Genomic DNA, 26,479 nt, shown 5'->3' with positions numbered 1-26,479 from the left:
TAATTGTTTTATATTGTTCCTAAATTTGTTTTTCCTAAAATTACTTTACCTGTTAAGTCTTCATTTTCATCTTCGCAATTGAATAATGTTCCTGTAGGGAAAATTGAATTTAACTTGCTTAACGAATGCACAAAATCGGGTAAAGCGTCTTGTTTATTTTTGCTCTTATCAATTAGAAAGTTTTTAAAATCTCTTTCAAAATCGAGTAAATCATTATCAACTGTATTGACATGGTTTTTTCGGTATCCTATCCAGCATATTTTTCCAAGAATATGAGCTGGGATTTCCTGTCTTATTACATCTTCAGCATAATTTCTAAAATCGATATTAGAAAATCGGTAGGTGTAGCCTGGTAACACCACACTTATTTTAAAAGAATAAGGATCTGGAATACAGCATGCTTCGTTACAGTCATCGATACATATTGGCATGAAATGATTCTCAGTTGTTGTTTCATCATCTTTTGGAAGTAATAAAACATGCTCTACTAAAAAAATTCCTTCTTCTGTAAATTCTTCTTTAAAGAAAGTAATCAACTCAAGAATAGCGGTTTTTACTTCTTCAAGCGTATCATAAAATTTATATTGTTTGGCTATAATTCTATCTGGATCACTTACCGTTTCTATTTCAGGGTTAATAATATGAAAAGAAAACTTTCCACTTTCTGCTTGATGAATTTCAAATGTATGGATTACTTTATGCGTGAAATTTGAAGTAAAACCTTCTTTAATTTCTGTTTCACTAGTTTCCAATATTTTTAAAATGGCAAAATACATTTCATTTGCTGCCTCCGTTTCTGTGGTATAATCGTCTGTGGCAGAAAGTATAATTTGATTGGATGCATTTTTGATACGCCATCTAAAATTATCCGCTGGTGTAAGTGGTGTAGGGTCATAAATTTGAATGAATAAATTAGAAATATTTTTTCTTTTAACACCTCTTTTCCCTGTTAATGGATTACTATCTCCTTTAATTCCTAAAAGTCCGGCAATCCTATTTTCTAAACCTGTAACATTAAAAGTGTTCCAAAGATTATTTATAGGTTGTTTATAATAATTAAAACCGCATCCTCTATGACTACTTATCGTATTATAGCTACCTAAAAAATCGGCTTTATTTTGAAGTACAATTTCGTCTGAAACACTACCATACAACGATTTCATTAAAAAAGCATATTCTGAAAAACGTTCTGCAAATCGAGCAATAAGATGGTCTTTTAAAATGTTGTTCCTCTTTACTGCATCGTCCAAATGACCAAAAAGGGTTTCGGAAAGCACCTCTGAATCAGTATCATAATCAGAAACTAATTCTTCAAAACCATCTATATCGGAAACTACTTGGGTAAAATAGGTTTTGGTTAGCGTATTATTAATAGAAAGTAACTGCTTAACATTGCCTAAATGTTTAAAATAACTGGCTAAAATTTGATCAAAAAAGAGCAAATAACCTTTTAATTGTTTGGCTTTTGCTTTCCTTTGAGGAGTAGCCGAATCGGAAAGTCCTATTGATCCAATACCATAAGTTTCTGGAAAATCATTGGTTACACTAGTATAAAAATTAGTATCGGTTATTCTTCCTTTTGGAATCGGTAATTCTTTCTCTTTTTTAGCTTCTTTTTGTGTTAAAGTTATATTCTTTTTAAGTTCATTTATATACTGAGTAACTTTGGCTTTATTTACATTGACTGGCAACACGCCTTTACTAAAGCTAAACGTACTTTTATGACACAATTGTGGTTTTTTACCTTCATCGATACATAAAACCCATTCTTTTACATTTTCGTCAATTTTATTGCAATAATTAATAGAAATATCTTTAATGAGTTTTACGCCATCAATATTCATAATGATTTGCATGATATCAGAAAGGCGAACATCTGTTCGTAAGGAAGAATTAGCTAATTCAACCGTATCTATAAATCCATTATCTAACAAAGGGCCTTCAAAAATAGCGTCGCTAGTGTACCCTTTTTCAATCATTTGAGCAAGTGAATAAAAAGTAATTGAGGGAGATAAATAATTTTCCAAAGCTAAAACAATAAGTGCTTGTACATATTCTTCATCTGCTTCTGGATCAATTTCAATTTGTGCACAAACGGCAATGGGCTGCGTTTCTACTTCTTTTATTTCTGCTATATCTTCACAAAGGTTTCTATTCGCATGAAATTTCTCACGAATTTGTTGTTTTATAGTTGCTTTTACACTTGCGTCTTCTTCGTCAATATCTACTAAAACGGTATACAAGCCTTTAATAGTAGTCTGTTTTATAAAATCATCTGAAACACCATTAAAGTCTTCTTTATGATAAGAAATTTTGGCTTCTTTACAATTGATAAAAATTGTTTTATTATGTTTTTGTAACCAACAATTTTTAATTAATAGAGGGTCAATGTCTAACAGTATTTTTCGATAATCGAATGCTGTTACCGCTTTATTTGGCAATATTTCAGAAGCTTTAAAAAATTGATTTTCAATAGGATTAGTGGTTGTATTACTTAACAAATCTTCAATTGGAAGATTAATTCGCATTCCTAAATCGGTAATAGCGTAGCATAAGACTTCCAAAATGGTTATTCCAGGATCGTGAGTGTTGTAGTCTGTCCAAAACGTTGTTCCAAATGATTCGATATATTCCATTCCTTTTTTACGTAAAAATTCAAAGCTTAAATCATCGTTTGAACTTACGTTTTTAGGAATACTATTATTTTTAGTTATCACTGACATGTTTCGTTTTCTTCTATAGTTATTATTTTACAGCCTTTAATGTTTGTCGAAATAAGATGCTCTGTTTCTTTGGCAGAAACTAAAATTGATTTTGGGTTAGAAGGTGTAACCATTTTTTGTGGACTGCCTCCATTTTTTATCAATCTTACATTTTCTAAATAATCTACATAGCCTAGTTTTTCTAAATAATCTATCAAAACACTAATATGAACGCTCACTCCAAAAGTGATTGGAATTGTTTTATCATACGCCCAAGGAGATAAGAATTTAGTGATATCTTTTCCTAGTTCTTTCGTATAAAAATTAACATCAAAACCAGTTTTAAATTTGACCGCCAAACTTACCGTAACTACTTCATAATTAGGATTAATAACAAAAGTATTCGTATGCATTGTATGTAACTGATCAATATGATTTTGCACTTTATTTAATGTGGCTGTACTTACTCTTGGCTGATAAATGTCGAATACATTTTTATTTACGGTATCTGGTACAACTACCAATGTTACATTTCCAGGTGCCTGAAAAGAAGTTTCAGAAGTATGATTAAGACATTTTACTTTGTATAATTCTGGAAATTCTTGTAAAATGATGTGCTCATAATCCCACATAGTAATGGCTCTGTTTTTGTGTCTGAGTCTTTCACTAACTCTTCTGTAATAATCTTCATTTGATTCTGTAGTTCTGTAATCGAAACTATTGTACGGTTGTTTTACCGACTTTACCATACTTACTCGCTGTGTTAATTTAGAAATTGTTTCGGCCTCAAGACCTGTTTTTAAATGGGCTAATTCATTAACATTATCTTCAAACACAGCGAGAACTACTTGAGCATGAATTCCTATTATTTTACAAACGGCATCATATTTTTTATGCATTTTACCTTTAAGCCAAATGTAATTTTCGGGTAAAACGGTATTATTTTGAGTCGCTTCTTTCGGTAAATTAAATTTTAAAATCCCAGATCGTAAAAGATTATCCGTTTCATTTAAAAGAATCTCAGCATAATCTAATGTCTTCCATTGGTTATTCCCTAATACAGACCATTCTATTTTTTGATTTCCAGTAAAAGAAGGCGTTAATGGATTTTCACTTCCTTCTAAAATCTGAAACAATAAGGTAATTTGTTCTAATTCTTTGGTGTTTCCCAAACCAATAAACAATTCACCACCCGCACAATAGATTGGTAAAAGACTCGTGTTCTTATCGGTAACAAAATCTAAATTTGATTTTAAATAAGAATGTTCTTCTGAAAAACCAAACGGATGAATATGAAACAAAGTCGTTTTATTTTTTTTATACGTTTCTTCCAATGATTCAGAGTCTTGTTTTACAAAATAGCTGGTTTCAGAAGCATTGTAATGCAATACTATATTTTCTGCTAAAGGAGTATAAGGCTCATTTGGTATAACAATATTTGTTTTTTTACTTGCTAAGGCTAACGCATAAATTTTGGGATACAACTGATGTAAAAAAGAGTGTTTAGAAAGGATTCTTATTTTTCCTTTTTTAGCAGTTTCATATTTTGAATTGGTTACACTAACCTCTGTTTTAAAACTAGTACCACTCTTAGTAAATAATGTTGCTGGTTGCGAGTTTAATTTAGTCCAAATGTTACTAGATAAAATTTCTAAATCATATTTAAAATAATCATCGCCAGTAACAATAGCTCCATCCGTTATAAATGAGCTTTCATCTTTTAATAAAAGATCAATAAACCCTTTTGTACTAATTGTATTTACAGCTCCTTGTTTATAGGCTTTATAATGTTCGGAAAAACTATTTGGTGTATTTTTCCAAGTAATCGTAAAATTAATTTTTTCCCAATGCTTTAAAAAGGCTTCTTCATATTGAACATAAAAATTAGATCCTGCTAAAGGAATAGTAGTAAACGGAAAAAATGGTTTTGATTCATTTATAGTACTATTATCGTTCTCAAGAACTACACTTTTTATATTTTGTACATCTACATTAATGGTAACTTCTTTTAAGGTGTTTACGACTAAAGAACGATACAATTCATAACCATCAATAGTAGCTGTATTTATAATAAATTTAGCCAAAGGGAGTTCATCATTAAAGCCTGTTCCAAAAATTTTACTATTATAATTAGTAATGGCATCTACATTTTCATCTAATTGAAAAGCTATTTTTAAAGTTTTATTTTGTACAGAAGTTACAAAAGGAGAACCTGTTTTTACAGTTACTGATGACGATATTACTGGCACTTGAAACCACCCTTTTTGAGTTGTTAAGTAAATCGTAGTGTTATTTATTACTTGATTTATAGTCGTGTTTGTAATATTGTTTTTAAAAGTAAATACAAATTCTATACTTCGTTTGCCTTCTTTTAATACTAAAATAGGAGAAGCAATAGCAAATCCTAAAGTGGCATTTGGTAATTCTGGATACGAGGCATCTACATGTCCAAAAGGCCAATATTGAGTGTTTTCTGTAGAAAACTGTCCGCCTATTCCATCCAAAGAATTGGCAATAGGACTTACCACTATTTTTTTATGTTCCTTATCGTGATATATATTTTTTAGAAGACTAACCGTTGCTTTATTTGCAATTAATTCATCGGTAGATTTATAAATTCTAGTTTTACCGTTTGCATCTTTACCACCATCAAAACTAGTCCCTTTAGCTATTCTTTGTTGGGTTGCATTTTTAGCTAACTCAAATAGCAGATACACTTTATCTGGTTTGGCTGGTAATTTTTCAATATGGAGAATATCCTTATAGTAAAAATCGAGATGTCTCTTAGTTAACGCATTAAATCTTTTTTTACTTTGTTCCAATAATAGTAAGAACGTAACAAAAAGAGTTAAATGTGGTGTAAGTGCTCCTTCTTTTTTATAATCTTCCAATAAGGTTATGAGTGCCTCTTTGATACGTTGCAATTCGAAACTTTTGGTAAAAGATGGATCTTTCCCTTCTAATTGCAACTGATTAAAGAAAGAAGTCCAATCGTCTATACTTTGTGATGGATTATTGGTTTCAAAATAATTAATATGAGAAGCAAAATTGTAGGCAAATAAAATCCAATCAGAGATATCAAAATCTAATAATTGGGTATTATTTGGCTGTAAAGCTGCTATATAACGTTGTTTTTGGTCTGTGCCATTTTTTGTTAAAACGCTTACAATAGTATTACAATTAGTACTCATTCTTTCTGTTTTTATAAATCGGTTCCTTCAGCTTTATAGAAAGGATACACCATATTAATTCTAGAATTAGTAGCTCTTATTTTATAGTCAATAATCACTAATAGCTCCCCTTTTAAATCATCTCCTTGCGTAATATCAATTTTTTCCACATCAATTCTAGGTTCGTGGTATAGAATGGCTGTTCGAATTAATTCAGAGACATAGGTTTTTAGCGTTAGGTCTAAAGATCCAAATAGCAATTCGTCCATATTACAACCATATTTAGGTTGCATGATACGTTCACCTATTTTAGTAGACAATAAAATTTCCAAACTACTTTTAATATCCTCTTCATCAGAAATCATAACAACAGCTCGGGTTGTCTTTTTAAATTCTGGAGGAAAGCTCCATCCTGTTCCTAAAAATGCTTTTCTATCTTCCATAATTATCCTATTAAAACGGTAGGTAATCCAGCTACAATTGTACCTCCATGCGCCATCGAATCGCCCATTCTTGCAGCTGGTTTTCCACCTATTAAAACGGTTCCAGAACCTGCAGCAATAGTATCTGGTGGTCCTGTACATATGGCCATATCACCTACGCGTGCTGCTGGTAAACCTCCAATTAAAACCGTAGATTCTCCAGCTGGCATGATAGGCCCGCCTACATGAGGTACTGTTCCTGTTACCATTGAGCAAACATGCATATCTGTTATTCTAGCGGCTGGTGCTCCCATTTTTTAATTTATTTGTACGATACTTCCTTTTAAAACTGCTGTAGCACTTGAAGACACTTCGATACCTGCGCTTCCTTCAGCTTTTAATTGGGCATTCGCTGTAAGATTAACATTTGTTCCTTCAATAGTAACATCTCCTGAAGCTAATAACTCTATGTTACCTGCACTTTCCATTTTAATTCCATTACTATCCATCGTAATAACATTGGCATTCTCATCTTCAATAACAATAGTACCAGCATCTTCGTCTAGTGCTATTTTCTTTCCCGCTGGAGTGGTAATAGAAACTATTTTTTTATCATCATCGAATAAAAGCTTCATTTCACTTCTGGTTACAAAACCTTTTTCGTTGTTATCATCACTGGCAACAATAGGTGCTGGTTTTCCACTACTATTTAGCATTCCTAAGACTACTGCATGATTAGGATCTTCGTTAATAAATCCAATAATTACCTCATCTTCTATTTCTGGTCTAAAAAAGGCCCCTCTGTTTTCTCCTGCATCCAAGGAAGCTACTCTACACCAAATACCTTGCTCTTCATTATTGATAATAGGAATTTTCACTAAAATGCGATCCTCTCCATCGGGATCATCCTGTAGTTGTGAGACAATCCCAATATGCAACCCTTTAATCGCTGGTATAATTCCTGATGCGTCTGGTGAGTGAATATCATACGTTTCGGAAAACCATTCAGGATTAAGACCAAATTGCGCATCTATTGTCCAATTTCCTTCTGAAATTTCATGAAAAACACCAGTAACATAAGCGCTACCATTAAAACGATCTCCTACACCTTCTAAAGTGATAATGGTATTTGGTTTTACCGTTGAAATACCTTGAAATTTAACTCTTCCTCTTACTTTTGCTAGTTCTTGAAATAATAATTTTGCATCAGCCCAATCTTGTAAACCAACATCAGAAACGGCACCACCGTGTCTTAATTCAAAATTTTCCAAAGCGATTGTTTCCGCCAAATCTGAAGTGCCCAAATTCCCGTTTAAAGAAATATTGGGATGAGTGGCTTCTGTTTCTACTAATTCTTGATTGATATAATTCCAACTATAAGAAGATACTTTTGAAAATTGATTTCTAGCGTCTATTTCGGCATCAAAATCTAACATGGTCGCTCCAAAAGTAATGGTCTCCACCGATGCAGTACTAACGTCTGGTTTTTTTATAGTTATTTTACCATTTTCAACAAAACAGAGTTTTCCATTTGCCTGTGCTCGGGTAACGATAAAATCCCAATCGGATGTGTTGTATTGTACCATTTCTTTGTGAGTGAAATTTGTAGCTTCCACTTCATTTTCAAGATTGTATTTGCCAATGATTTCTTCAAAAACCTCACTATCTTTAACTTCATAAAAATAGTTGCTCTTACGACCTACCGTTAACTTTACAGCTTCATCCTTACATTCGATAATTAAACACGAATTCCCGTCTTTAATTTTAATAGTATGCTTAATTACGATTCCTTTATAAATCGTTTCTTCATCAGAATGATATCCTGCTGTAATTTCTATTTTTTTACCAGGAATTAATAATTCTTCATTACTTAATTTAAAATCTCTAGTAGCTGCTTCTCCATCAATAATAACTAGCTGAGCCATCGGAATTCGATTGACTTCATTATGCACCACAATACTTTTTACTTGATAGGTTTTTGATAGTTCTTCACCTTCAATTAAAATTTTATGAGTTACTAAATCTGCGCTTTGACTAGTTTGTATGACTCCGCTATTATTCATCTAGGATTGCTTTTGTAAAGGAGGAAAAAAAATTTCCTGTCCTGTTTTTAATTTTCTGAAATTGATAATATTATTCGCTTTGGCTACTTCTAAATAATATTTAGAATCCCCATAAATTTTATAAGACATTAAAGGCAAAGTATCTCCTTCCTTTACAATTCTTATGTGAGTTAAATCGGGAGATTTATTATTTTCTCTTGCCGCTCTTAAATCGTCTTCCACAAAGCCTGTAAACTTTGCTTTTGCCACAGCTCGTATGGGGGTACCATCTGGTTTGAAAAGTTTAAACTCGATATCCATTTCTGTAAGCGAACCTTTAAATAGTAAACTTCCCCAGGAAATAACTAAATAATTAGGCTTATGCTCATCTCCATTGTAATCTAAAATAACTTTTTTAAACTTCTCAATATCGTCTATGATGCCACTTTCTAAAGCTTCTTTACCTTCTATAACACCTGTTCTATCGAAAACAAACTCTAGTTCTAAATTTTCTGGTAATGTCTTTTTAAACCGTGGAGAAACGGTACTTGTTCCTGCCGCTTGCTGTTCGTCTTGCTCTATTTTATAATGAAATGTATATTTCTCAGGATTCAGTAAGGTATCAAACTCTCCATCGGCTACTTTACTACTAAATTCTGGATCGCTATAAGCAACGACTTTCAGTTTTTTTAATTCTCCAGTGCTCATAATTATCGTTCTTTTTTACGCTCTATCACTTTCATTACTTGTTCCACACATTCGCCAACAAGATCGGTATCTTTGCTAGCAGTATCTGCTTTTGAGCTTGCTTTACTACTTTCGTTAACATTAATTTTAATGTGTAACTCTTTAATTTCTATTGGCATTATTCGTTTCTGTTTAAAATGAAATAGTTATACGTGAGTTCAAAACTTTCCACTACCAGTTTACTTTCTTGCGCATTAAAATCTTCAACTGCCCATTTTATAGGATATGCATGAATTACTTTCCAATATTGTAACGGTTCATGTTCCCCATTTAAGAGTGTTACGATTAAGTTTACAGGTTTAAATTCAAAGTTTTCAATAGCATCTTTACACCAATTAATTACTTTAGAATCGATTAACAAACCTCTTTTTAAAACCAAATTGGGAAACTTTGTTTTTACAGGTAACTTGTATTTAAATCTATTTTCACCTCCTTCTGCTATTTCTTCAGTTTCAATATCTACTGATAATCCAGAAACGGATTGAAATTGGTGATCTTTATCATCTGTTCCAAGACCTTCGAATTTTACAGAAAAGTGAAAACCAACTGGTGGATAATACTCAGTCGTTTTACTTAACGTTTTAGCCATGATTAATCATTTTGAATAGAAAGCCCTTCATGTACTAATTCCATAGACTCAATAGCTACTTCATTTCCATCTGCCTTTAAATCAGTTGATTGAATTTTTGTTGGCCAAGCGTTTTTAACTTTCCAAGTAACCACTGGTGTGTGCTCTTCATTTAATAGTTTTATCGTAATATCGCGTCTTTCAATGGTGTTTAGTTTTACCGTATTCCACCAACTGTAATACTCGTTGTCACTTTTAAAAGTGCCTCTTTTTAGTGTGATATTTGAAAACTTTTGCATGCCAGGCATTTTTATTTTAGAATATTCTGGACTGGCACCCTGACGGTATTCGATAACTTCCGTTTCTAAATCTAAACCTGAAACTTCTGTAAAACCTATTTGTGTTCCTCCCCAATCTACCGTGAAGTGAAACTTTGATAATGGATAACTCATAATACTAGTATTTTAATTTTTTACAATGTTTTTTTTAACTATTAAGCCTCTTGCATTTTGTGTGAAAAACGAAGGATTATAAATTCTGCCGGACGCACCACAGCCATCCCTATTTCGATAATCATATATCCGTTTAAAATATCGTCGGCTGTCATGGTTTGTCCTAAACCTACTCTTACATAGAAGGCTTGTTCTGGTTTTGCACCAGCTAAAGCACCAGCTCTCCATTGTAGAATTAAGAAATTTTCAATCATAGCTCTTACTCGTATCCAAGTATTGGCATCATTAGGTTCAAAAACAAATTGTTCTGTCGCTTTTTTGATAGATTCTTCAGCCATATTGAAAAATCTTCTCACAGGAATATAGCGCCATTCATTATCGTTCCCTGCTAACGTTCTGGCTCCCCAAACCAAAGTTCCTTTTCCTGTAAAACTTCTAATTGCATTAATAGATTTACCGGCAACAGTATCTACATTTAAATTATCTTGTTGATCGTTCGTAATTTTTAAGGTTGGTTTAATCACATAATTCAACCCTACATTGGCTGGTGCTTTCCAAACTCCTCTATCGTTATCCACTCTGGCATAAACTCCAGCTATAGCTGCGCTAGGTGGCAACGTCAATGGAAGATTGGCAATTTTAGCTTTGATACTATTAAACGTAGCGTTTTCTAAGGGTTCAATATCTCCTAAATACCTTCCATTCATGGCTCCATTATTAACATCAACAGCCTGAACAACTGTTACCTCTGTTATAATATTGCTTACTAATGTATTTAAGTTGGCAAACACATCGGTATTAATCACAAGACTATTGTTTGGTAACCCTAAAATTGGCGTATAATCGACTAGTTTTTTTACTTCAGCAATCACATTAGTAACATTGGTTTTTACCAAATTAGCCACTTTCACATCGGTATCTGCTTTTTTCAGTTTGGTAGCCAAATCGTTAATGTTTTTCAATACATTTTCAATTTTACCAGTGCCTTCAAATACCGTAGTAAAAGCATCTCTTGTAGTAATAATGTTATCATCGGCAGTACTTAATTCTTCTACTGATGCAATAGCAGCATTTGCAGCATTTACAATTTCCTTTTTCGTTTCTACCAAGCTTTCCAAATCGGCAATTAAAGCATCTAAAAGCAAAGAAAAAGCAGGTGTTTTTGCCACAGTAAACGTTTCAGAACCTGGAGCAGTATTGTTATATCCTGTTGCATCTTCTATATACGTTAATACATTTGCAATTGACCCTTCTACTAAATCGTCAGTAGCATCTACATCATCATCAGATATGGTTCTTAAACTCTCAATAATAGGCGTTAGTGCAGTATTAGCATCTGTTAATTGTTGTAAGGCAGTTGGCATCGCATCTGCATCAAAAGAAACATGATTGATTAAGATATCATCCGTATCATAAACATAATCTAAAATCGTTTGTATATAAGGATAATATACCGCACCATATTTTAGATAATCTTTTTCTAAGTTTAATTTATCTCTAGCTATTTCAGCATCAGCAAAACTTTCTACACAAGTATACGTATCGATAATAGTAAATCGATCTTGCATTTCTTTACACTGTATTAACGCATTGTTATATAATGCATAAAAATCGTCCACACTTAAAGCTTTTGCATCTGGAAAAACAATTAAGGTAGGTTCGTCTTCACTTCTCAACAAATCCAATCCGTCGTTTAATGCTGAAAACGCCACTAAGTTTTCATTCCCTAGTTCATCTTCAAAAGTATCCACAGAAATAATATAACAAGGACCACCACCATTAGCAAAATACACTTGTAGTGCATAATACATTAAAAATGGTTTTGGATTACTCGGTTGATTTACCACAATATCGCGTTGTAAATTACCATCTAATAAAGTATCTGTAATGTCTACAGAAATAGAAGTTTCAGGATAAGCTGAACCAAAATACGTTTCATAATCTAACAGGGAAGTAATTCGTTTTGGTTCGTTTAATAAATCTCCATCCGATTTATCTGTTGCTTTTTCCGTATAACCAATAAAAGCAGGAATTGCAGTTGCTACTTCGGCTATAGATGGAGGAAACTTTACAATTTCTTCAATATAAACACCAGGTGTTTTGTACGTTGTTGCCATAATTTTATTTTTTAGATGAATATTTGTGAGTACATTTTACTTGCTATTTTCTGAATGGAACTAACCGATGGATTAGGATATTGAAAGTCATTCACTTCTGGAGGACTTGTTGTAAAATCGGCTGGAGTAATTTCTACAAAACCATTTTGTGTTAATGGTTTTTCTAAAGTAGTTTCTACTTCAAATGTGCTATTCGTTTTACTATATTTCCAAAAGGTTTTTCTATTATCGAAATGAATTTTAAAAGTAGGTGTAGGGGAAATGATTTCTTGAAGTGGGGAAAGTAGGTTTAAATTGCTATTATCCGCTTGCATTTTTAATGAGACAACTCCAAAAATGCCTGTTTTTTCATTGGTTCCAAAAGAGTCCAAAATTTTAGCAGTCGAAACATCAGAGACTTTATAATCATCATTAATAAAAACAGCTTCTGAAGCCAAAGGAATGTATTTAAAACTAACGGGCTCATCTACTGGTTTTATATTACTAATGTAAAACAACTGCTGCGAAGTAGGAGAAATTGCGGTATAATTTTCAAAAAGATAATCTTTGATACGAATGATAAAATCTAAAGTAGTATCTAAAGAAATACTAGCAAAGGTAACATCTTCATTATCAGGATGCGCCTTAACGCCTATTTTAATACTGTTGTGTAAAGGAATAAATACCAAATGATTATTTCTTAATAACTTAGCCGTAGCTTCGGAAGGAATAATCTCTAAAAAATTTTTGTATTTATAGTTTTTCAGCATTTTCCCTTTTTTTACATCGGTCATGCCACTAAATTCTTCAATACCGCTGTTTAAAAAATAACTATGAAGTACGGTTATTTCACAAAGGGTTTTATATGTTATAGAAAAACTCATTGACTTATATATTGATTTGTTATACCATCAATTTTATGAATCAACTGACCTTCTCCTTGAACAATATTTCGTTCAATTTGAATCATACTCACTTTGTATAAGGCAGAAGGCAATTGTCTGCCACCGAGCGTACCCCATATAAAGTTCATTTCTTCAAAAGTAGGTGTGTATAATTCTACGGTAAACCTAAAATTATCAATATTTGCCATCGAAGTATTGTTTCTATCATACACCGTATTGGCTTGTGTAAACAATTTCTTTCCTTGGAAAAACTCAATAATTTTAGAAATATCGTTTAATGATTTAATGTAAGTACTGCGATTAGCACTAAAAAGAATATACAGGTTCAGGTTTACAATGTTATTTTTATAAACAACTTTGGAACCTTCTTTAGTTTGATTGGGAACGTTTTTAAGTGTGGTTTCTTCCCCTAAGTTTAATAACGTAAGTGCTACTTTATCTTCAATTCTTGAAACAGCATCGCTACTGGTTTCCAAAATACCTATATTTTCAGCAATAACAGATTTTGTTAAACCGCATTCTTCAAAGTATGCGTTTACCTGCTCTTCAATTATTTGAACCGCTTCAAATATCATGGTGGAATAGTTTATCTGTTTGTTTGCTCAAAGCTAGATGGAACTAATCATTTTTTAGCAAGGCAAAAACTCCTTTTTAAAAGGGGATTTTTCCTGTATTTTAAGCGGGTATTTTTCCTGTTTATTATTCTAAATCACTGAAATAAAAGAATTTACAAACACTATTCTTATGAATAAATAAGTGGAAAAGTGGCAGCATTTTCTTGAAAATACGGTATAAAGTTAGTATACCTCCTTCAAAACTTTTACCGTGTTTCTACCTAAAAAAGAATATAGGTGATATTACGGGTTTTGTGGTGTGAGAAAAGATAAATAAAACATCTACCAAAAGATAGAAATATTCCAAAATGGAATACCGAGTTTAAATTTCGAATATTGCAATATGGAATATTAAAAATATTTCTCTATGAACGAAAAAAAAATCAATCAATTTATTTCGCATCAGTTAGTAAAAGCGAGAGAAGAGATGCTTTTAACCCAAAAAAAAGTAGAAGAAAACGGAATAATCAAACAAAGTACTTTATCAAAAATTGAAAACGGAATAAAGAAAATAAGTGCTTCACAGTTATTCATTTTAGCAAATTTTTACAAAAAACCAATTGAATACTTCTTTGAAAATGAAAAATAATTTAAAATTTATTGATCTTTTTGCTGGACTCGGTGGATTTCATAAAGCATTACATGAACTAGGACATGAGTGTGTATTTGCAAGTGAATTAGACCCTGTTTTACGTGACACATACAAAAAAAATTGGGGTAAAAAAACAAACATTCACGGAGATATTAGAAAAATTGTCAAAGAAAATATTGAATTAATTCCAGATCACGATATTTTATGTGCAGGTTTCCCATGTCAACCCTTTTCAAAAGCGGGTAAACAACTTGGAAGAGATGATGAAAGAGGAACTCTATTCGATGAAATTGTAAAAATACTGGAAGCAAGAAAACCTAAATACTTTATATTAGAAAATGTTCGCTTCATTGCCAAACATAATAATGAAGAAACATGGAAAGCAATGAAAGTTGAATTTGAAAGACTAGGATATGAAGTAGATCATAAAGACTATTCTCCACACGACTTTGGTATTCCTCAGCATAGACAAAGAATATTCATTGTTGGTTCATTAGGAACAAATTCACTAGATCATTTTAGTTTTGATAAGGTAGATAGATACAAAAAGAAAGTTGTTAAACTTGAAAATTTTATTGAGCACAACCCTGAAACTGCAAAAAAACTCCCTAAATCAAATCAATACTGTATACAACTTTGGCAAGATCTAATAGATGCCTTACCTAAAGAAGTAAAACTTCCAGGTTTTCCTATTTGGGGAATGGAATTCGGTGCTAATTATCCTTTTGAAGAAAAATATCCTCATTTACTTACGTCTGAAGAATTAGGTAAATACAGAGGAAATTTTGGTGTTTCATTAAAAGGAATGACTAAAGAAGAACAATTAGCAAATTTACCAAGTTATTCAAGAGTTGAAGTTAAATTTCCTGATTGGAAACAACGATATATTAGACAAAACAGACAATTTTATGAAAACAATAAGAAATTTATAAAAGCTGCTGTTAAACAAATTTCAAAATTACCATCTCAAAGTTGGCAAAAGTTAGAATGGAATGTTGGAGACAATGAAAGAAAAATCAATAATTATCTATTGCAATTCAGAGCATCAGGAATTAGGATTAAAAAATCTGATTTTTTCCCTTCTCTAGTCTGTACAAATACACAGATTCCAATCATAGGATGGGAAAATAGATATATTACAAAAAAAGAAGGATTGAAACTTCAATCTTTAACAGGTTTAAAACTACCTGAGAATGATAATGCAGCTTTTAAAGCTTTAGGAAATGCAGTAAATTCTAAAATTGTAAAGCTCATTGCTACTGAACTTTTGGTTGAAGAAAAGAAATTAATTGAAGTTGTTAATCAACCCCAATCATATAATTCATTATCTAAATCATATGAACCAGCAAACTAAAGTTAGTATTCGACCCCAAGTTACAATGCTCTCAGTTCTTAAGCATATAGAATATGAGACTTGGTTTGCATTGGCAGAATTCATTGATAATGCAATTGATAGCTACTTAAAAAATATAGAACTTTTAAAAGAAATTGAGGGAGACAATTTTGTTCTTGTTGTAAAAGTTGAAATCAACGAACCTGAGAATAGAATTACAATAAGAGACAATGCCGGAGGAATTGGTGAAGCAGATTATACAAGAGCATTTCGTGCCGCGGAAATTCCCCCTGATAATTCGGGCCTTTCTGAATTTGGTATGGGTATGAAGTCCGCAGCTTGTTGGTTTGCTGATAATTGGTGTGTTTCGTCAACCGCTTTAGGAGAAACTCAACTGAAAAAAGTTTCTTTCGATATGAAAAAGATTTTTGAGGACAAGTTAGAGGAATTAGATGTCGAAATTAACTCTTGTGAAAAGAAACATCATTTCACTATCGTAGAATTGTTTAATGTAAACAGAATGCCTAGAAGAAAAGGTGTAGGTAAAGTAAAAGACCATTTACGAAGTATTTACAGAGAGTTCATTCGAAAAGGAGTTTTAAAACTAACTTTGAACAATGAAGAATTAAAATTTGATGATCCAAAAATCTTAAATGCCCCTCAATATGACAAACCTGATGATAAACCAATTTTATGGAGAAAGGAAATTGATTTTAAATTAGAAGAAAATCTAAGTGTTAAAGGTTTTGTTGCAATTCGAGAAAAGGCATCTACAGCAGAAGCTGGTTTTGCTTTATTTCGTAGAGGAAGAGTCATTGAAGGTAGCTTTGACAACGGCTTTAGACCAGATTTCATTTTTGGCGCTCCAAACAGTTATAGATATCAAAGAGTTTTTGGAGAACTTCACTTGGAAGGATTCAGTGTAAATTTTACTAAAAAAGGAATTCAATGGGATGAAAATCTAGACATTTTCTTAAGACTACTTAAAGAAGATATTAGTTCTAAAAACTTCCCATTACTCCAACAAGCAGAACAATATCGAGTAAGAGCGACTGAAAAAGAATATAAAGCAGCTGTAAAAGCACTTGATGAAACAGTAAATGACTTTCAGAAGAAAGCACCGCAAGCGGTTGCCGAAGTAGTAAATTCAATTTCTGTAACTGAACCTGAAGAAAAGATAGAATTAACCAAAACTGAAAAAACACTTCATAGAGAATTTGACATAAGGTTTAATAAAGTTGATTGGAAAGTATCAATTGAACTTTCTTATGACTCTTCGCTAACAGAATTAATTGAAGTTGGTGATAGATTTATTAAAGATGGTTTATTTGAAAAAGGAGTAAGAAAAATAGGGATAAGACTCTCTTTAACACATCCATTCATGATTGAATTTGCAGGTGCTGACAACAATAAAATTGAACCTATTTTAAGAATTATCGCAGCTTTAGGACTTTCTGAAATCATTGCAAAGGACAGTTACAAAAATCAAGGAGAAGTTCGGAGAAATTTTAATGAACTAATATCCAATCTCTCAAAATAATACAGATATGACAGAAATAATCGAAATACAAAATCAAAACCAAAATGGAGATTGGCAACCATTTGTAGGTGATGAAACCACTGAACTTTTGCGAAGTAAGGGTTTTACTAATTCTGACAGAAGTTTAAATCAAAGTGGCGAAAGAATATTGGATGAAACATACCGAATTATGCAGGTGTGTGGTAATCCAAATGACCAAACCAATAATGAAACAGGAATTGTAATTGGTTATGTCCAAAGTGGAAAAACTCTTTCTTTCACTACTCTGACTGCATTAGCAAGAGATAACAACTATCAGATTGTAATTGTAATTGCAGGTGTTTCAACTAATCTTGTTAATCAGTCAACAAAGAGGTTAGAAGATGATTTAAGATTAAACACTCGCTTTGATAGAAAGTGGACTTTGTTGTCAAACCCTAGCACAATTCAAGACTCCGATACTATTGAAACCACTTTGAACCAATGGAAAGATTTAACTTTTCCAAAAGAAAAATGCAGAACTGTTCTTATAACAGTGATGAAATATTCTTCACATTTACAAAATTTGGTTAATATATTATCAGGGTTAGCACTAGATGGCGTACCAACATTGATAATTGATGATGAAGGAGACCAAGCAAGTCTAAATACTAGAGCAAGATGGGCAGCTCGACAAAATCTTGATATTGAAACTTTAACAGAAAGTCAAGTTTCAACTATTTACCGAAGAATAAACGCACTTCGCAATGTTTTCCCTCATCACACATTCTTACAATACACCGCTACACCACAAGCAAATCTATTCATAAATATAATGGATAGGCTTTCTCCTAATTTCATAAAACTTTTAACTCCCGGACCTGATTACACAGGCGGAATTGATTTTTTTAGAAATAATCCAAACCTTATTTCTGAGATACCACCAAATGAAATTCCATCTTCAAACAATCCGCTTTTTGAAATCCCTGAGAGTTTAAAAAGTGCATTGCGGATTTTCTTTTTAGGTGTTGTTGCAGGAGAAATGCAAAACAATCACAGAAACAGAACAATGCTTGTTCATCCTTCAAGATTACAAGGAGACCACAATGAATTTATAAATTGGATAAGAAACACTTGCAATAGTTGGCAAAGGTTACTTTCAGGTAATGATGACGAAGACAGAAGAGAACTAATTGACGAGTTCAGAACTTCATATAATCAATTGCAAATGACCGTTTCGGATTTGCCTAGTTTTGAGACGCTAACAGGAAATGATTTGGTTCACGCTTTACGCTACACCCAAATTGTTGAAGTCAATTCCCGAAATGGAGCAACTCCACAAATTCCTTGGAATGACTTTTATTCTTGGATTTTAGTAGGCGGTCAATCAATGGATAGAGGATTTACAGTTGAAGGTTTGACCGTAACATATATGCCTAGAAATATTGGCACAGGAAACGTTGATACAATTCAACAGAGAGCAAGATTTTTTGGCTATAAAAGAGGGTATTTAGGCTATTGTCGAGTTTTCTTAGACCAAGTAACTATTGATGCTTACAATTTTATCGTAGAACACGAAGAAGATGTAAGAAATAGACTTTTAGAATTTCATTTGAATGATAGACACCTAAACGATTTGGACAGAGTGGTAGTGCTTAATCAAATGTTAAACCTAACAAGACGAAACATCATTTATGACGATTTAGATAGAGATACTTTTGGCAATGATTGGTTTAGAATTAACGCACCACACGACACAGATGAATTGATTGAAGCTAATAGAAATGCCCTTTTAGCCTTCCTACAATCACGAGCAGATATTTTTAATCAAGATGAAGGACATCCAAATAGAACGGAAGAACAAAAACATTTAGTTGCAAGAATTACAATTCAAGAATGTTTGGAGCATTTACTTAACAATCTTCGTTATACAAGGGAAAGTGATTCTGCAACTTACTCAAGCCTTAGAGGGATTTTAAAAGGATATATTGAGGAACACACAGATGAAGAATGTTTGGTTTACTTGATGAGTACAAATTCCTATGATAATTGGACTCCAAGAACTCGTAGATTAAATCGAAATGATGAAATACAACAGCTATTTCAAGGTCGTAACCCGCGAACAGGAGAAGTAATTTATCCAGGTGATTCAGAAATTAAGGATGAAAATATTTTGACAATTCAAATTCACCTTTTGAATTTGAGAGATACCGATTTTCAAAACGTGCCAACCCTAGCAATATGGATTCCTGGACATATGGGAGTTGATTTAATAAGGCAAGTATGAATTTAATAGACCTATATGATTCTCTTAGTTTGCCTGAAAATGATGTAAAGGTTTTCAATGCAATTGCTATCCCCCAATACCCAAATTTTCGAGTAGCAATTGACTTTGAAGGAAATGCCATTTTATTACTTTCTGTATCAAAGAGAATTAAGGATTTAAGTCTTAAAAATTTTCGCCTCAAATATTTGCAACTTGAACAAAATCTTGACTGTAAAATTTATGAAAATGATTCCTTCAAATTTCAAACATTCACTGTTATTACATTTCGTTGCAGTGACAGAAACTTACAAAAATACTTTATTAGAATATCTGAATCTCTTGTAAAAACAGTTGGACAAAATCCAACTCAACAACAAATAATTGATTCACTCAAAAAGTTTGTTGAAGTATTTAAAACTTTGACAGATTCTCCAACAAATACAGTAAACGGACTTTGGGCTGAGTTATTTTTAATTGAAAATTCAACCAATCCAAAAGAACTCATAAATTATTGGCATAATCTACCAGAGGAGAAATTTGATTTTAACGCAGGAAAAGAAAGAATTGAAGTTAAGAGCAGTTCTAACTTTGAGAGAAAACATATTTTCTCAGCCGAACAATTAAACCCTCCTTCTGATACACAAGTTTTAATCGCTTCGGTTTTTTTAAAACAACACAATTCAGGGAATAACATTCAGTATTTAATTGACAGAATTTCTGAAAAGATTGATTACGACTTTGATACAGTTGAAAAGCTAAACATTATTGTTTTTAGAACGCTTGGAAGTTCTTTAGAATATTCCATTGGCGTAAAATTCGATTATGAGATAGCTCAACAGTCATTACGTTTTTACAGACATCAGGACATTGGCAAAATAGAGAAAGTTCATATTCCTAACAATGTATCAGAAGTAAAATATAAATCAGATTTGACAAATGTCAATCCCATATCAAGTATTTCAACATATAAAAATCACATATTATTTAAATTCTTATAAAATTTATGGCTAAAAACCTCTGGACACGCGAAGAACTAATTTTAGCTTTAAATTTATATTTAAAGTTACCTTTTGGTAAATTTAACAAAACTACACCTGAGATAATTAATTTGTCAAAACTTATTGGAAGAACTGCCGATGCAGTTGCCATGAGGTTAAGTAATTATGCTGCAGTTGATCCATACCACCAAGCAAGAGGTGTTAAAGGACTTGAAAATGGAAAAAAGCAAGTCCAACCCATTTGGGATGAATTTTATAAAAATAGAGAAGAATTAGTCTTTCTAAGCGAACAAATTTTAGCACAAAAAGAAAACACTACTATTGAAAATAAATATCTAGATATACTTTCAGATATTCAAGGTTTAAAAGGAGAAACTGCAATTCGTCAAGTAAAAACAAGAGTAAACCAATCGGTTTTCAGACAAATGGTTTTGGCAAACTATGCTACAAAATGTGCCATAACAGGTATTGATATTCCAGAATTATTATTAGCCAGTCATATTGTTCCTTGGTCTAAAAATGAAAAAGAGAGACTTAATCCTGAAAATGGAATTTGTCTTTCTGCACTTTATGATAAAGCTTTCGACAAAGGAATCATTGGCATTAATCAAAACTATGAAATCATTTTATCTACAGCATTAAAAAATAAAATAACAACTCCATTTTATAAAATGCATTTTGCTCCTATTGATAAACTTAAAATTAGCGAACCTTTAAACTATTTACCTAGAAAAGAATTTCTAGAATACCATTTAGACACCATTTTCCTAAAATAACCACCAAACAAAAAACCACCAAGCCTACACCTGATGGTTTTCAATACACAATCTTAAGAGATTACTTTTTAGAAGTAGCCTTTTTACGTTCGCTTTTTCTTTTTCCACCTGCCATTTCATATTGCGAACTGTTTTTACCATATTTGGTAGCTACTCCTGTTAAGATTCTTTCATTCCAATCTTTCAAAACTTCAATTTGAGTAATACACTCATTGTACAAATCATCAATAGTACTTAATGCTGTATTGTAAGCACTCAATTTTGTTGTTAACAGATTAATTTCTGTCTCATAATTTGGAACACTAATCCCGTTGCCTAAATCTAAAGAAGCATCAATACTTTTTACCGCCGATAATCTAGTCATTCCTTTTTCTAGATCTAAAACTCTTGCTAATTTTCTTCTAGCCATGTTTGTAAATTTTTAAATTAGATATTATTTTTCATGTAAGAATAATAGCGCAATTGCTATGCCAAAAAATCGCTTTTAACAAAAAATTATCTATTAAAAAAATAGTATATGTATTTTTAAATCACTGTTTTACAAACAACAAACCTAACTTTATTTGACTGAAACAAAATAGAGTTAGCAATAAACCTAATTTAATTTGTATTAAACCTAACTTAATTTCTATAAAGCAAAATTTAATTCGTATTAAACCTAACTTAATTTATATTAAACCGAATTTAATTTGTATAAAGCCAAACTTAATTTGGTTTAAACCAAACTCAATTACTAATAAACCAAACTTAATTAGTAATAAGTAAAATTCAATTTATATCAAACCAAACTTAATTAGTAATAAGCAAAACTCAATTTGTATAAAACCAAATTAGAAAAGACTTTCTCCACACCCACTCATCCCTCAAAAAACGCTATTCGTTTAATAAAAACCGTCATTGGTTTAAAATATTTTTTTAATCCCTACATTCTGTTTATGTTTGAAACAACAAACATAGTAGTGCTTACTACTTACAAACAAAAACAAACATGCTTAAAACTACAGTAACACTTTTGAAAAAAAAGGGTGCTTTCTTATTCCTTTTTTGGAGCACCTTACTAGCCGCTCAAACACCACGCGTGATTGGCTATGTTCCCGATTATCGCTTGTATGCGGTTAATCAAATCGATTTTACCAAAATCACTCATGTGAACTATTCCTTTGGTAACCCAGATGCTTCTGGAAATTTGGTCGTAACCGATATTACCCCTCTAAAAACAGCTATTGCTTCTTCTAACCCAAACATCAGTATTTTACTGTCGATTGGTGGTGGTGTAGTCAATGTAGCCAACTGGAATGCGGTTTTGGCTTCTCCAAGTTCGCGAGCGGCTTTTATTACGCAATTGGTTAATTATACGGTTACCAATGCTATTGCTGGTATCGATGTGGATTTGGAATGGGATTTTACTAGTAATACCAATTATAGTCCGTTTGTCCTAGAATTAAAAACAGCGCTAGATGCTGAAAACAAACTCATGACGGCTGCTTTACCGGGTGGTACTTTATTTAGTGTGATTACTCCACAAGCTTTAGCGGCTTTCGATTTTATCAATATTATGGCCTATGATTACACCGGACCTTGGCAACCAGGTAGTCCAGGACAACATAGTTCGTATGCACAAGCACAAAGCGCAATTGCTTTTTGGAAATCGCATGTTACAGCAGACAAACTCAATTTAGGAGTGCCTTTTTACAGTCATTCATTTATTAATGCTACAACAGCAGGACCAGATAGAAATTATAGCGATATTGTTGCCGATAATCCAGCGAATGCAGATGTGGACCAAATTGGTAATGATCCAAATGGTTATAACGAATATTATAACGGTCGCCCTACAATAGCAAACAAAGTAACGCTTGCTCATAATGAAGGCTTAGGTGGGATTATGATCTGGGAACTAGGGCAAGATGCTTTCAACCAATATTCGTTATTAACAACTATTGCAACTACTCTGACTACACTAAACACCGCTGCTTTTGAACCCGTGGTGTATACAATGTTTCCTAATCCAACTCATGACCAACTTACTATTGCTATGACCAATGCAAAAACGATTGAAAGTGTGGTTCTTTATGACTTTTTAGGAAAAAAAGTACAAACTATAAGTGGTATTCAGAATTCTGAAGTAGTCTTAAATTTATCAGATTGTACTAACGGTCTTTATGTAGCCAAAATTAGCTCAGAAGGTAAAGAGACGACACTAAAAATAATGAAACAGTAACGCATTTTCTTTTAAAATTTGATTTGTAAAACATCCCAACTATCGTTTTGATTTTTGGGATGTTTTTTTTGTACCCAAACCACACCGTAAAAAAAGAAATAACCCATTGAATAACAAGTTCTTATTTTATAAAAAATACTTTTTAAGTATACTATAAGCTTTTCAAAATAAGAATTTCTCAAAATAACAGTCTTTTTTTATCAAAATAACAATTCTTTAAACAAAACATTATTTTTAACAGGGTAGTATTTATTTAAAATAACAATTTTTATATTTTTACTCTATAAAAAATAGGGTTAAATACTAAATAAAACAAAAATGACATTAGAAAAACGTTGGATTGCCTCTTTTATAATCATTGTAATTGTAGCCTTAGCTTCTTTGTTATGGTCGCATCAAACTGCCGCTATATCAGATACCTTTTTAGACACAACCGCAATTAATTTTGCCGATGTGGCTTGGTTACTAACCGCATCTTGTTTGGTTTTATTAATGACACCCGGACTTTCCTTTTTTTATGGAGGTATGGTAGGTAGAAAAAACGTGATTTCAACCATGTTAAAAAGTTTTATCTGTTTGGGCGTTATCAGTTTATTATGGGTAGTTGTAGGATTTAGTTTGTCTTTTGGAGAAAGCATTGGTATTACAATCGGAGATCAAACGTATGGTATTATTGGTAATCCTTTAGATTTTATCTTTTTTGATCAAGTAGAAATGCTCCCAAACGCTACTTTGGGTTCTACCATTCCTTTTATTTTATTTGCGTTGTTCCAAATGAAGTTTGCCGTTATTACACCTGCAATTATTACGGGCGCTTTAGCAGAGCGTATTCGATTTATTTCTTTTTTATTATTTATCTGTCTTTTTACTTTATTAATATATGCTCCTTTATGTCATATGATTTGGCATCCTAATGGGTTATTAGGTAGTTATTTTGGTGTAAAAGATTTTGCTGGCGGCACGGTAGTGCACATGAGCGCTGGTTTTGCAGCCTTAGCTGGAGTTATTGTTTTGGGGAAACGTAAAAACAGCGAACATATTCCTACTAATATTCCTTTTGTACTTTTAGGAACCGGATTACTTTGGTTTGGTTGGTTTGGTTTTAATGCTGGTTCGGCATTAGCAGCCAATGGTACTGCTGCTATGGCTTTTGCTACAACTACGATAGCATCTGCTTCAGCAATGATTACTTGGATCTTTTTTGATCGTATCAACGGGCGAAAAGTTTCTGCTTTAGGAGCTTGTATTGGAGCGGTAGTTGGTTTAGTTGTAATAACACCTGCTGCTGGTTTTGTAAGTATTCCCGAAAGTATTTTCTTTGGTTTTATAGGTGCTATTGTATCTAACAAAATGGTGTATTGGAAAAAACTAAAACAAATAGACGACACTCTCGATGTTTTTGCTTGTCATGGTGTGGGCGGTATCATGGGAATGATCTTAACTGCTATTTTTGCGCATGGTGAAGATGCCAGTTTACTACATGGTGGCTGGGGCGTTTTTAGTCACCACATGATTGCTTTAGTACTGGTTTCTGTTTTTACCTTTGGTGGTGCTTATTTGTTGTTTAAGTTTACCAATATAATTATCCCTCTTAGAGTAACGGAAGAGTTTGAAGAATTAGGGTTAGACCTTTCACAACATGGTGAAAAATTCTAACTACTGAAACTATGCTTCAAAAACAAAAAGCTACTAAGTCGTATCAAAGCCGACTATAAGTTGAGTATAACTAGAGCCTTCTTTTAGTGATTTTTTTGAAATAGTAGTTCAAAATGGTATGCGTACCAACTTTTTACTATTTTTATAAAATAATAACAAGAAATAGGATGCTGTTTAATGATGGTATCTTACACTTAATTTTTTTACTCACATGAAGAAAATAGTACTTTTCCTTTGCTTTACAACATGGGTTATTGGTCAAAATACAGCTAAAGAAGAAGCAGTAATAAATACATTATTAGATAATTGGCACAAAGCTGCTGCTGCTGCACAATTTGATGTTTATTTTAATACTTTATCAGACGAATCTATTTTTATTGGTACAGACGCTACTGAAAATTGGGATAAAAAAGCTTTTATTGCCTTTGCCAAACCCTATTTTGACAGAGGAAAAGCTTGGAATTTTACCCCATTAGAAAGACATATTTTTTTTTCAAAAGACGGCAAAACAGCTTGGTTTGATGAATTATTAAATACCCAAATGAAGATTTGTAGAGGAAGTGGTGTATTAGTCAAAGAGAACAAAACTTGGAAAATAAAACACTATGTATTATCTATGACCATACCAAACGACAATGTAGATGATATCATAAAAATTAAAGCACCTATTGAAGATGCTTTAATTGAAAAATACACCAAGTAATCCTTTTAGGTGTTTTGTATGCTTTGGTATCGTTCTAGTGTAATACTATTTTTTGTAAGGCTTGTTGGTTTTCATGGGTAATTTTTACCAAATAGATTCCTTTAGAATACTGACTCATATCTACCGAATGTAAACCCTGAGTTGTTTCTGTTTTAAAAACCTCTTTTCCTTGAACATCTAAAATAGAAATACTTGAACGAATAGGAGCTTGTATAGTAAAAACACCGTTGTTTGGATTCGGATATATAGCGGTTTCAAGGACAGTATTTTCAAAAGTCGTATTTGAAAGTGTTGCTGTAGGAGGCAAATAAAAATTACCTGTTAACAGAAATTGGTACAACGTTTTCAACGTTTGATTGAAATAAGCGTTTGGTTCATTTAAGTTCTTCAAATCGGTGTAAGAAGTATCTAAATGAGCCTGATTTTCACCCGCCATAGCTGCACAAGCAAAAGCCCCTACAAAAGTAGCGTTATGCCATTGTCCAGTTACTGTCCCATTTTGGTTATAACCATCTACAATATTAGCGGTTCCTCCAAGAGTTACTCGCACAAAATCGGAACATTTTTTAGCATATATTTTTCCGTCGTTCGTACCATGCCATAGGTAATCCACTACTATTCGCCAAGGTGTTCTAGCCGCATCATAATAATAGGTATGTCCTTGCGCATGATAGCCACTACTTTGTGAAGAATACGCTCCAGAAGCTTCACACCAATC

The 26,479-nt window shown here is 32.4% G+C and carries 23 protein-coding genes; 9 read left to right on the top strand and 14 right to left on the bottom strand.

The annotated features are described in order from the left end of the window. Positions 1-8: 8 nt before the first annotated feature. The 12 genes from CX675_RS00310 to CX675_RS00260 are packed head-to-tail and all read right to left on the bottom strand — an operon-like array spanning position 9 to position 13,679. Positions 9-2,723 (bottom strand): hypothetical protein, encoded by a 2,715-nt coding sequence (locus tag CX675_RS00310; RefSeq protein WP_130733220.1) that lies wholly within the window; start codon positions 2,721-2,723, stop codon positions 9-11. Beyond that, on the bottom strand, positions 2,714-5,893 hold the full coding sequence (locus CX675_RS00305; RefSeq protein ID WP_130733219.1) for a baseplate J/gp47 family protein: 3,180 nt from the start codon (positions 5,891-5,893) through the stop codon (positions 2,714-2,716). Before CX675_RS00305 ends, CX675_RS00310 begins: the two co-directional genes overlap by 10 nt. Before the next feature lie 11 nt (positions 5,894-5,904). Further along, positions 5,905-6,315: a GPW/gp25 family protein gene (locus CX675_RS00300; RefSeq protein WP_130733218.1), complete on the bottom strand. Its 411-nt coding sequence runs from the start codon at positions 6,313-6,315 to the stop codon at positions 5,905-5,907. Positions 6,316-6,317: 2 nt separating this feature from the next. Further along, on the bottom strand, positions 6,318-6,608 hold the full coding sequence (locus CX675_RS00295; RefSeq protein WP_130733217.1) for a PAAR domain-containing protein: 291 nt from the start codon (positions 6,606-6,608) through the stop codon (positions 6,318-6,320). A gap of 3 nt (positions 6,609-6,611) precedes the next feature. Beyond that, entirely contained in the window at positions 6,612-8,357 is a 1,746-nt protein-coding gene (vgrG, locus tag CX675_RS00290; RefSeq protein WP_130733216.1) for a type VI secretion system tip protein VgrG, read from the bottom strand. After that, entirely contained in the window at positions 8,358-9,044 is a 687-nt protein-coding gene (locus tag CX675_RS00285; RefSeq protein WP_130733215.1) for a LysM peptidoglycan-binding domain-containing protein, read from the bottom strand. 2 nt (positions 9,045-9,046) lie between these two features. Continuing rightward, complete coding sequence (locus CX675_RS19670) at positions 9,047-9,202, bottom strand: DUF5908 family protein (RefSeq protein ID WP_165395938.1); 156 nt, start codon at positions 9,200-9,202, stop codon at positions 9,047-9,049. Further along, positions 9,202-9,672 (bottom strand): phage tail protein, encoded by a 471-nt coding sequence (locus CX675_RS00280; protein ID WP_130733214.1) that lies wholly within the window; start codon positions 9,670-9,672, stop codon positions 9,202-9,204. Before CX675_RS00280 ends, CX675_RS19670 begins: the two co-directional genes overlap by 1 nt. 2 nt (positions 9,673-9,674) lie before the next feature. Continuing rightward, the gene (locus CX675_RS00275) at positions 9,675-10,103 is read right to left on the bottom strand and encodes a phage tail protein (protein ID WP_130733213.1); all 429 of its coding nucleotides are present in this window, start codon (positions 10,101-10,103) and stop codon (positions 9,675-9,677) included. A gap of 41 nt (positions 10,104-10,144) precedes the next feature. Next, positions 10,145-12,220, bottom strand: coding sequence for a phage tail sheath C-terminal domain-containing protein (locus CX675_RS00270; protein ID WP_130733212.1), 2,076 nt, complete (start codon positions 12,218-12,220; stop codon positions 10,145-10,147). 11 nt (positions 12,221-12,231) lie between these two features. Beyond that, a complete protein-coding gene (locus CX675_RS00265; protein ID WP_130733211.1) occupies positions 12,232-13,083 on the bottom strand; it encodes a hypothetical protein in 852 nt (283 codons plus the stop codon). Next, a complete protein-coding gene (locus CX675_RS00260; RefSeq protein WP_130733210.1) occupies positions 13,080-13,679 on the bottom strand; it encodes a DUF4255 domain-containing protein in 600 nt (199 codons plus the stop codon). The genes CX675_RS00265 and CX675_RS00260 overlap by 4 nt, the downstream gene beginning before the upstream one ends. Positions 13,680-14,085: 406 nt before the next feature. On the opposite strand from CX675_RS00260, the gene CX675_RS00255 reads away from it, so the two are divergent. Genes CX675_RS00255 through CX675_RS00230 form a run of 6 tightly spaced genes read left to right on the top strand, consistent with a single transcriptional unit; the run spans position 14,086 to position 21,181 of the window. Further along, a complete protein-coding gene (locus CX675_RS00255) occupies positions 14,086-14,307 on the top strand; it encodes a helix-turn-helix domain-containing protein (RefSeq protein ID WP_130733209.1) in 222 nt (73 codons plus the stop codon). After that, the gene (locus tag CX675_RS00250) at positions 14,297-15,664 is read left to right on the top strand and encodes a DNA cytosine methyltransferase (RefSeq protein WP_130733208.1); all 1,368 of its coding nucleotides are present in this window, start codon (positions 14,297-14,299) and stop codon (positions 15,662-15,664) included. The genes CX675_RS00255 and CX675_RS00250 overlap by 11 nt, the downstream gene beginning before the upstream one ends. Positions 15,665-15,689: 25 nt before the next feature. Then, a complete protein-coding gene (locus CX675_RS00245; protein WP_240723550.1) occupies positions 15,690-17,183 on the top strand; it encodes an ATP-binding protein in 1,494 nt (497 codons plus the stop codon). A gap of 7 nt (positions 17,184-17,190) precedes the next feature. Then, positions 17,191-19,428 carry a Z1 domain-containing protein gene (locus CX675_RS00240; protein WP_130733206.1) on the top strand — a complete coding sequence of 746 codons (2,238 nt, stop codon included), beginning with the start codon at positions 17,191-17,193 and terminating at the stop codon, positions 19,426-19,428. Beyond that, complete coding sequence (locus tag CX675_RS00235; RefSeq protein ID WP_130733205.1) at positions 19,425-20,405, top strand: PD-(D/E)XK motif protein; 981 nt, start codon at positions 19,425-19,427, stop codon at positions 20,403-20,405. The genes CX675_RS00240 and CX675_RS00235 overlap by 4 nt, the downstream gene beginning before the upstream one ends. 5 nt (positions 20,406-20,410) lie before the next feature. Continuing rightward, positions 20,411-21,181 carry an HNH endonuclease gene (locus tag CX675_RS00230; protein ID WP_130733204.1) on the top strand — a complete coding sequence of 257 codons (771 nt, stop codon included), beginning with the start codon at positions 20,411-20,413 and terminating at the stop codon, positions 21,179-21,181. A 61-nt stretch (positions 21,182-21,242) separates the two neighbouring features. Here the strand turns inward: CX675_RS00230 and CX675_RS00225 are convergent, their stop codons facing one another. Then, complete coding sequence (locus CX675_RS00225; protein ID WP_130733203.1) at positions 21,243-21,590, bottom strand: hypothetical protein; 348 nt, start codon at positions 21,588-21,590, stop codon at positions 21,243-21,245. 579 nt (positions 21,591-22,169) lie between these two features. Here CX675_RS00225 and CX675_RS00220 point away from each other — a divergent pair. The 3 genes from CX675_RS00220 (at position 22,170) to CX675_RS00210 (ending at position 25,761) form a co-directional block, all read left to right on the top strand. Beyond that, positions 22,170-23,402 carry a glycosyl hydrolase family 18 protein gene (locus CX675_RS00220; protein ID WP_130733202.1) on the top strand — a complete coding sequence of 411 codons (1,233 nt, stop codon included), beginning with the start codon at positions 22,170-22,172 and terminating at the stop codon, positions 23,400-23,402. A gap of 318 nt (positions 23,403-23,720) precedes the next feature. Continuing rightward, positions 23,721-25,058, top strand: coding sequence for an ammonium transporter (locus CX675_RS00215; protein WP_130733201.1), 1,338 nt, complete (start codon positions 23,721-23,723; stop codon positions 25,056-25,058). Between the two features lie 211 nt (positions 25,059-25,269). Then, positions 25,270-25,761 (top strand): nuclear transport factor 2 family protein, encoded by a 492-nt coding sequence (locus tag CX675_RS00210; protein WP_130733200.1) that lies wholly within the window; start codon positions 25,270-25,272, stop codon positions 25,759-25,761. Between the two features lie 34 nt (positions 25,762-25,795). On the opposite strand, the gene CX675_RS20055 is transcribed toward CX675_RS00210, so the two are convergent. Next, positions 25,796-26,479, bottom strand: a 684-nt coding sequence (locus CX675_RS20055) for a glycosyl hydrolase family 8 (protein ID WP_240723549.1), incomplete at its 5' end; no start/stop codon positions are given.

Origin of the sequence: Flavobacterium sp. J27 (assembly GCF_004303025.1) — a bacterium.
Classification (GTDB): Bacteria; Bacteroidota; Bacteroidia; order Flavobacteriales; family Flavobacteriaceae; genus Flavobacterium.
This window is presented reverse-complemented; position numbering and strand designations above follow the sequence as displayed.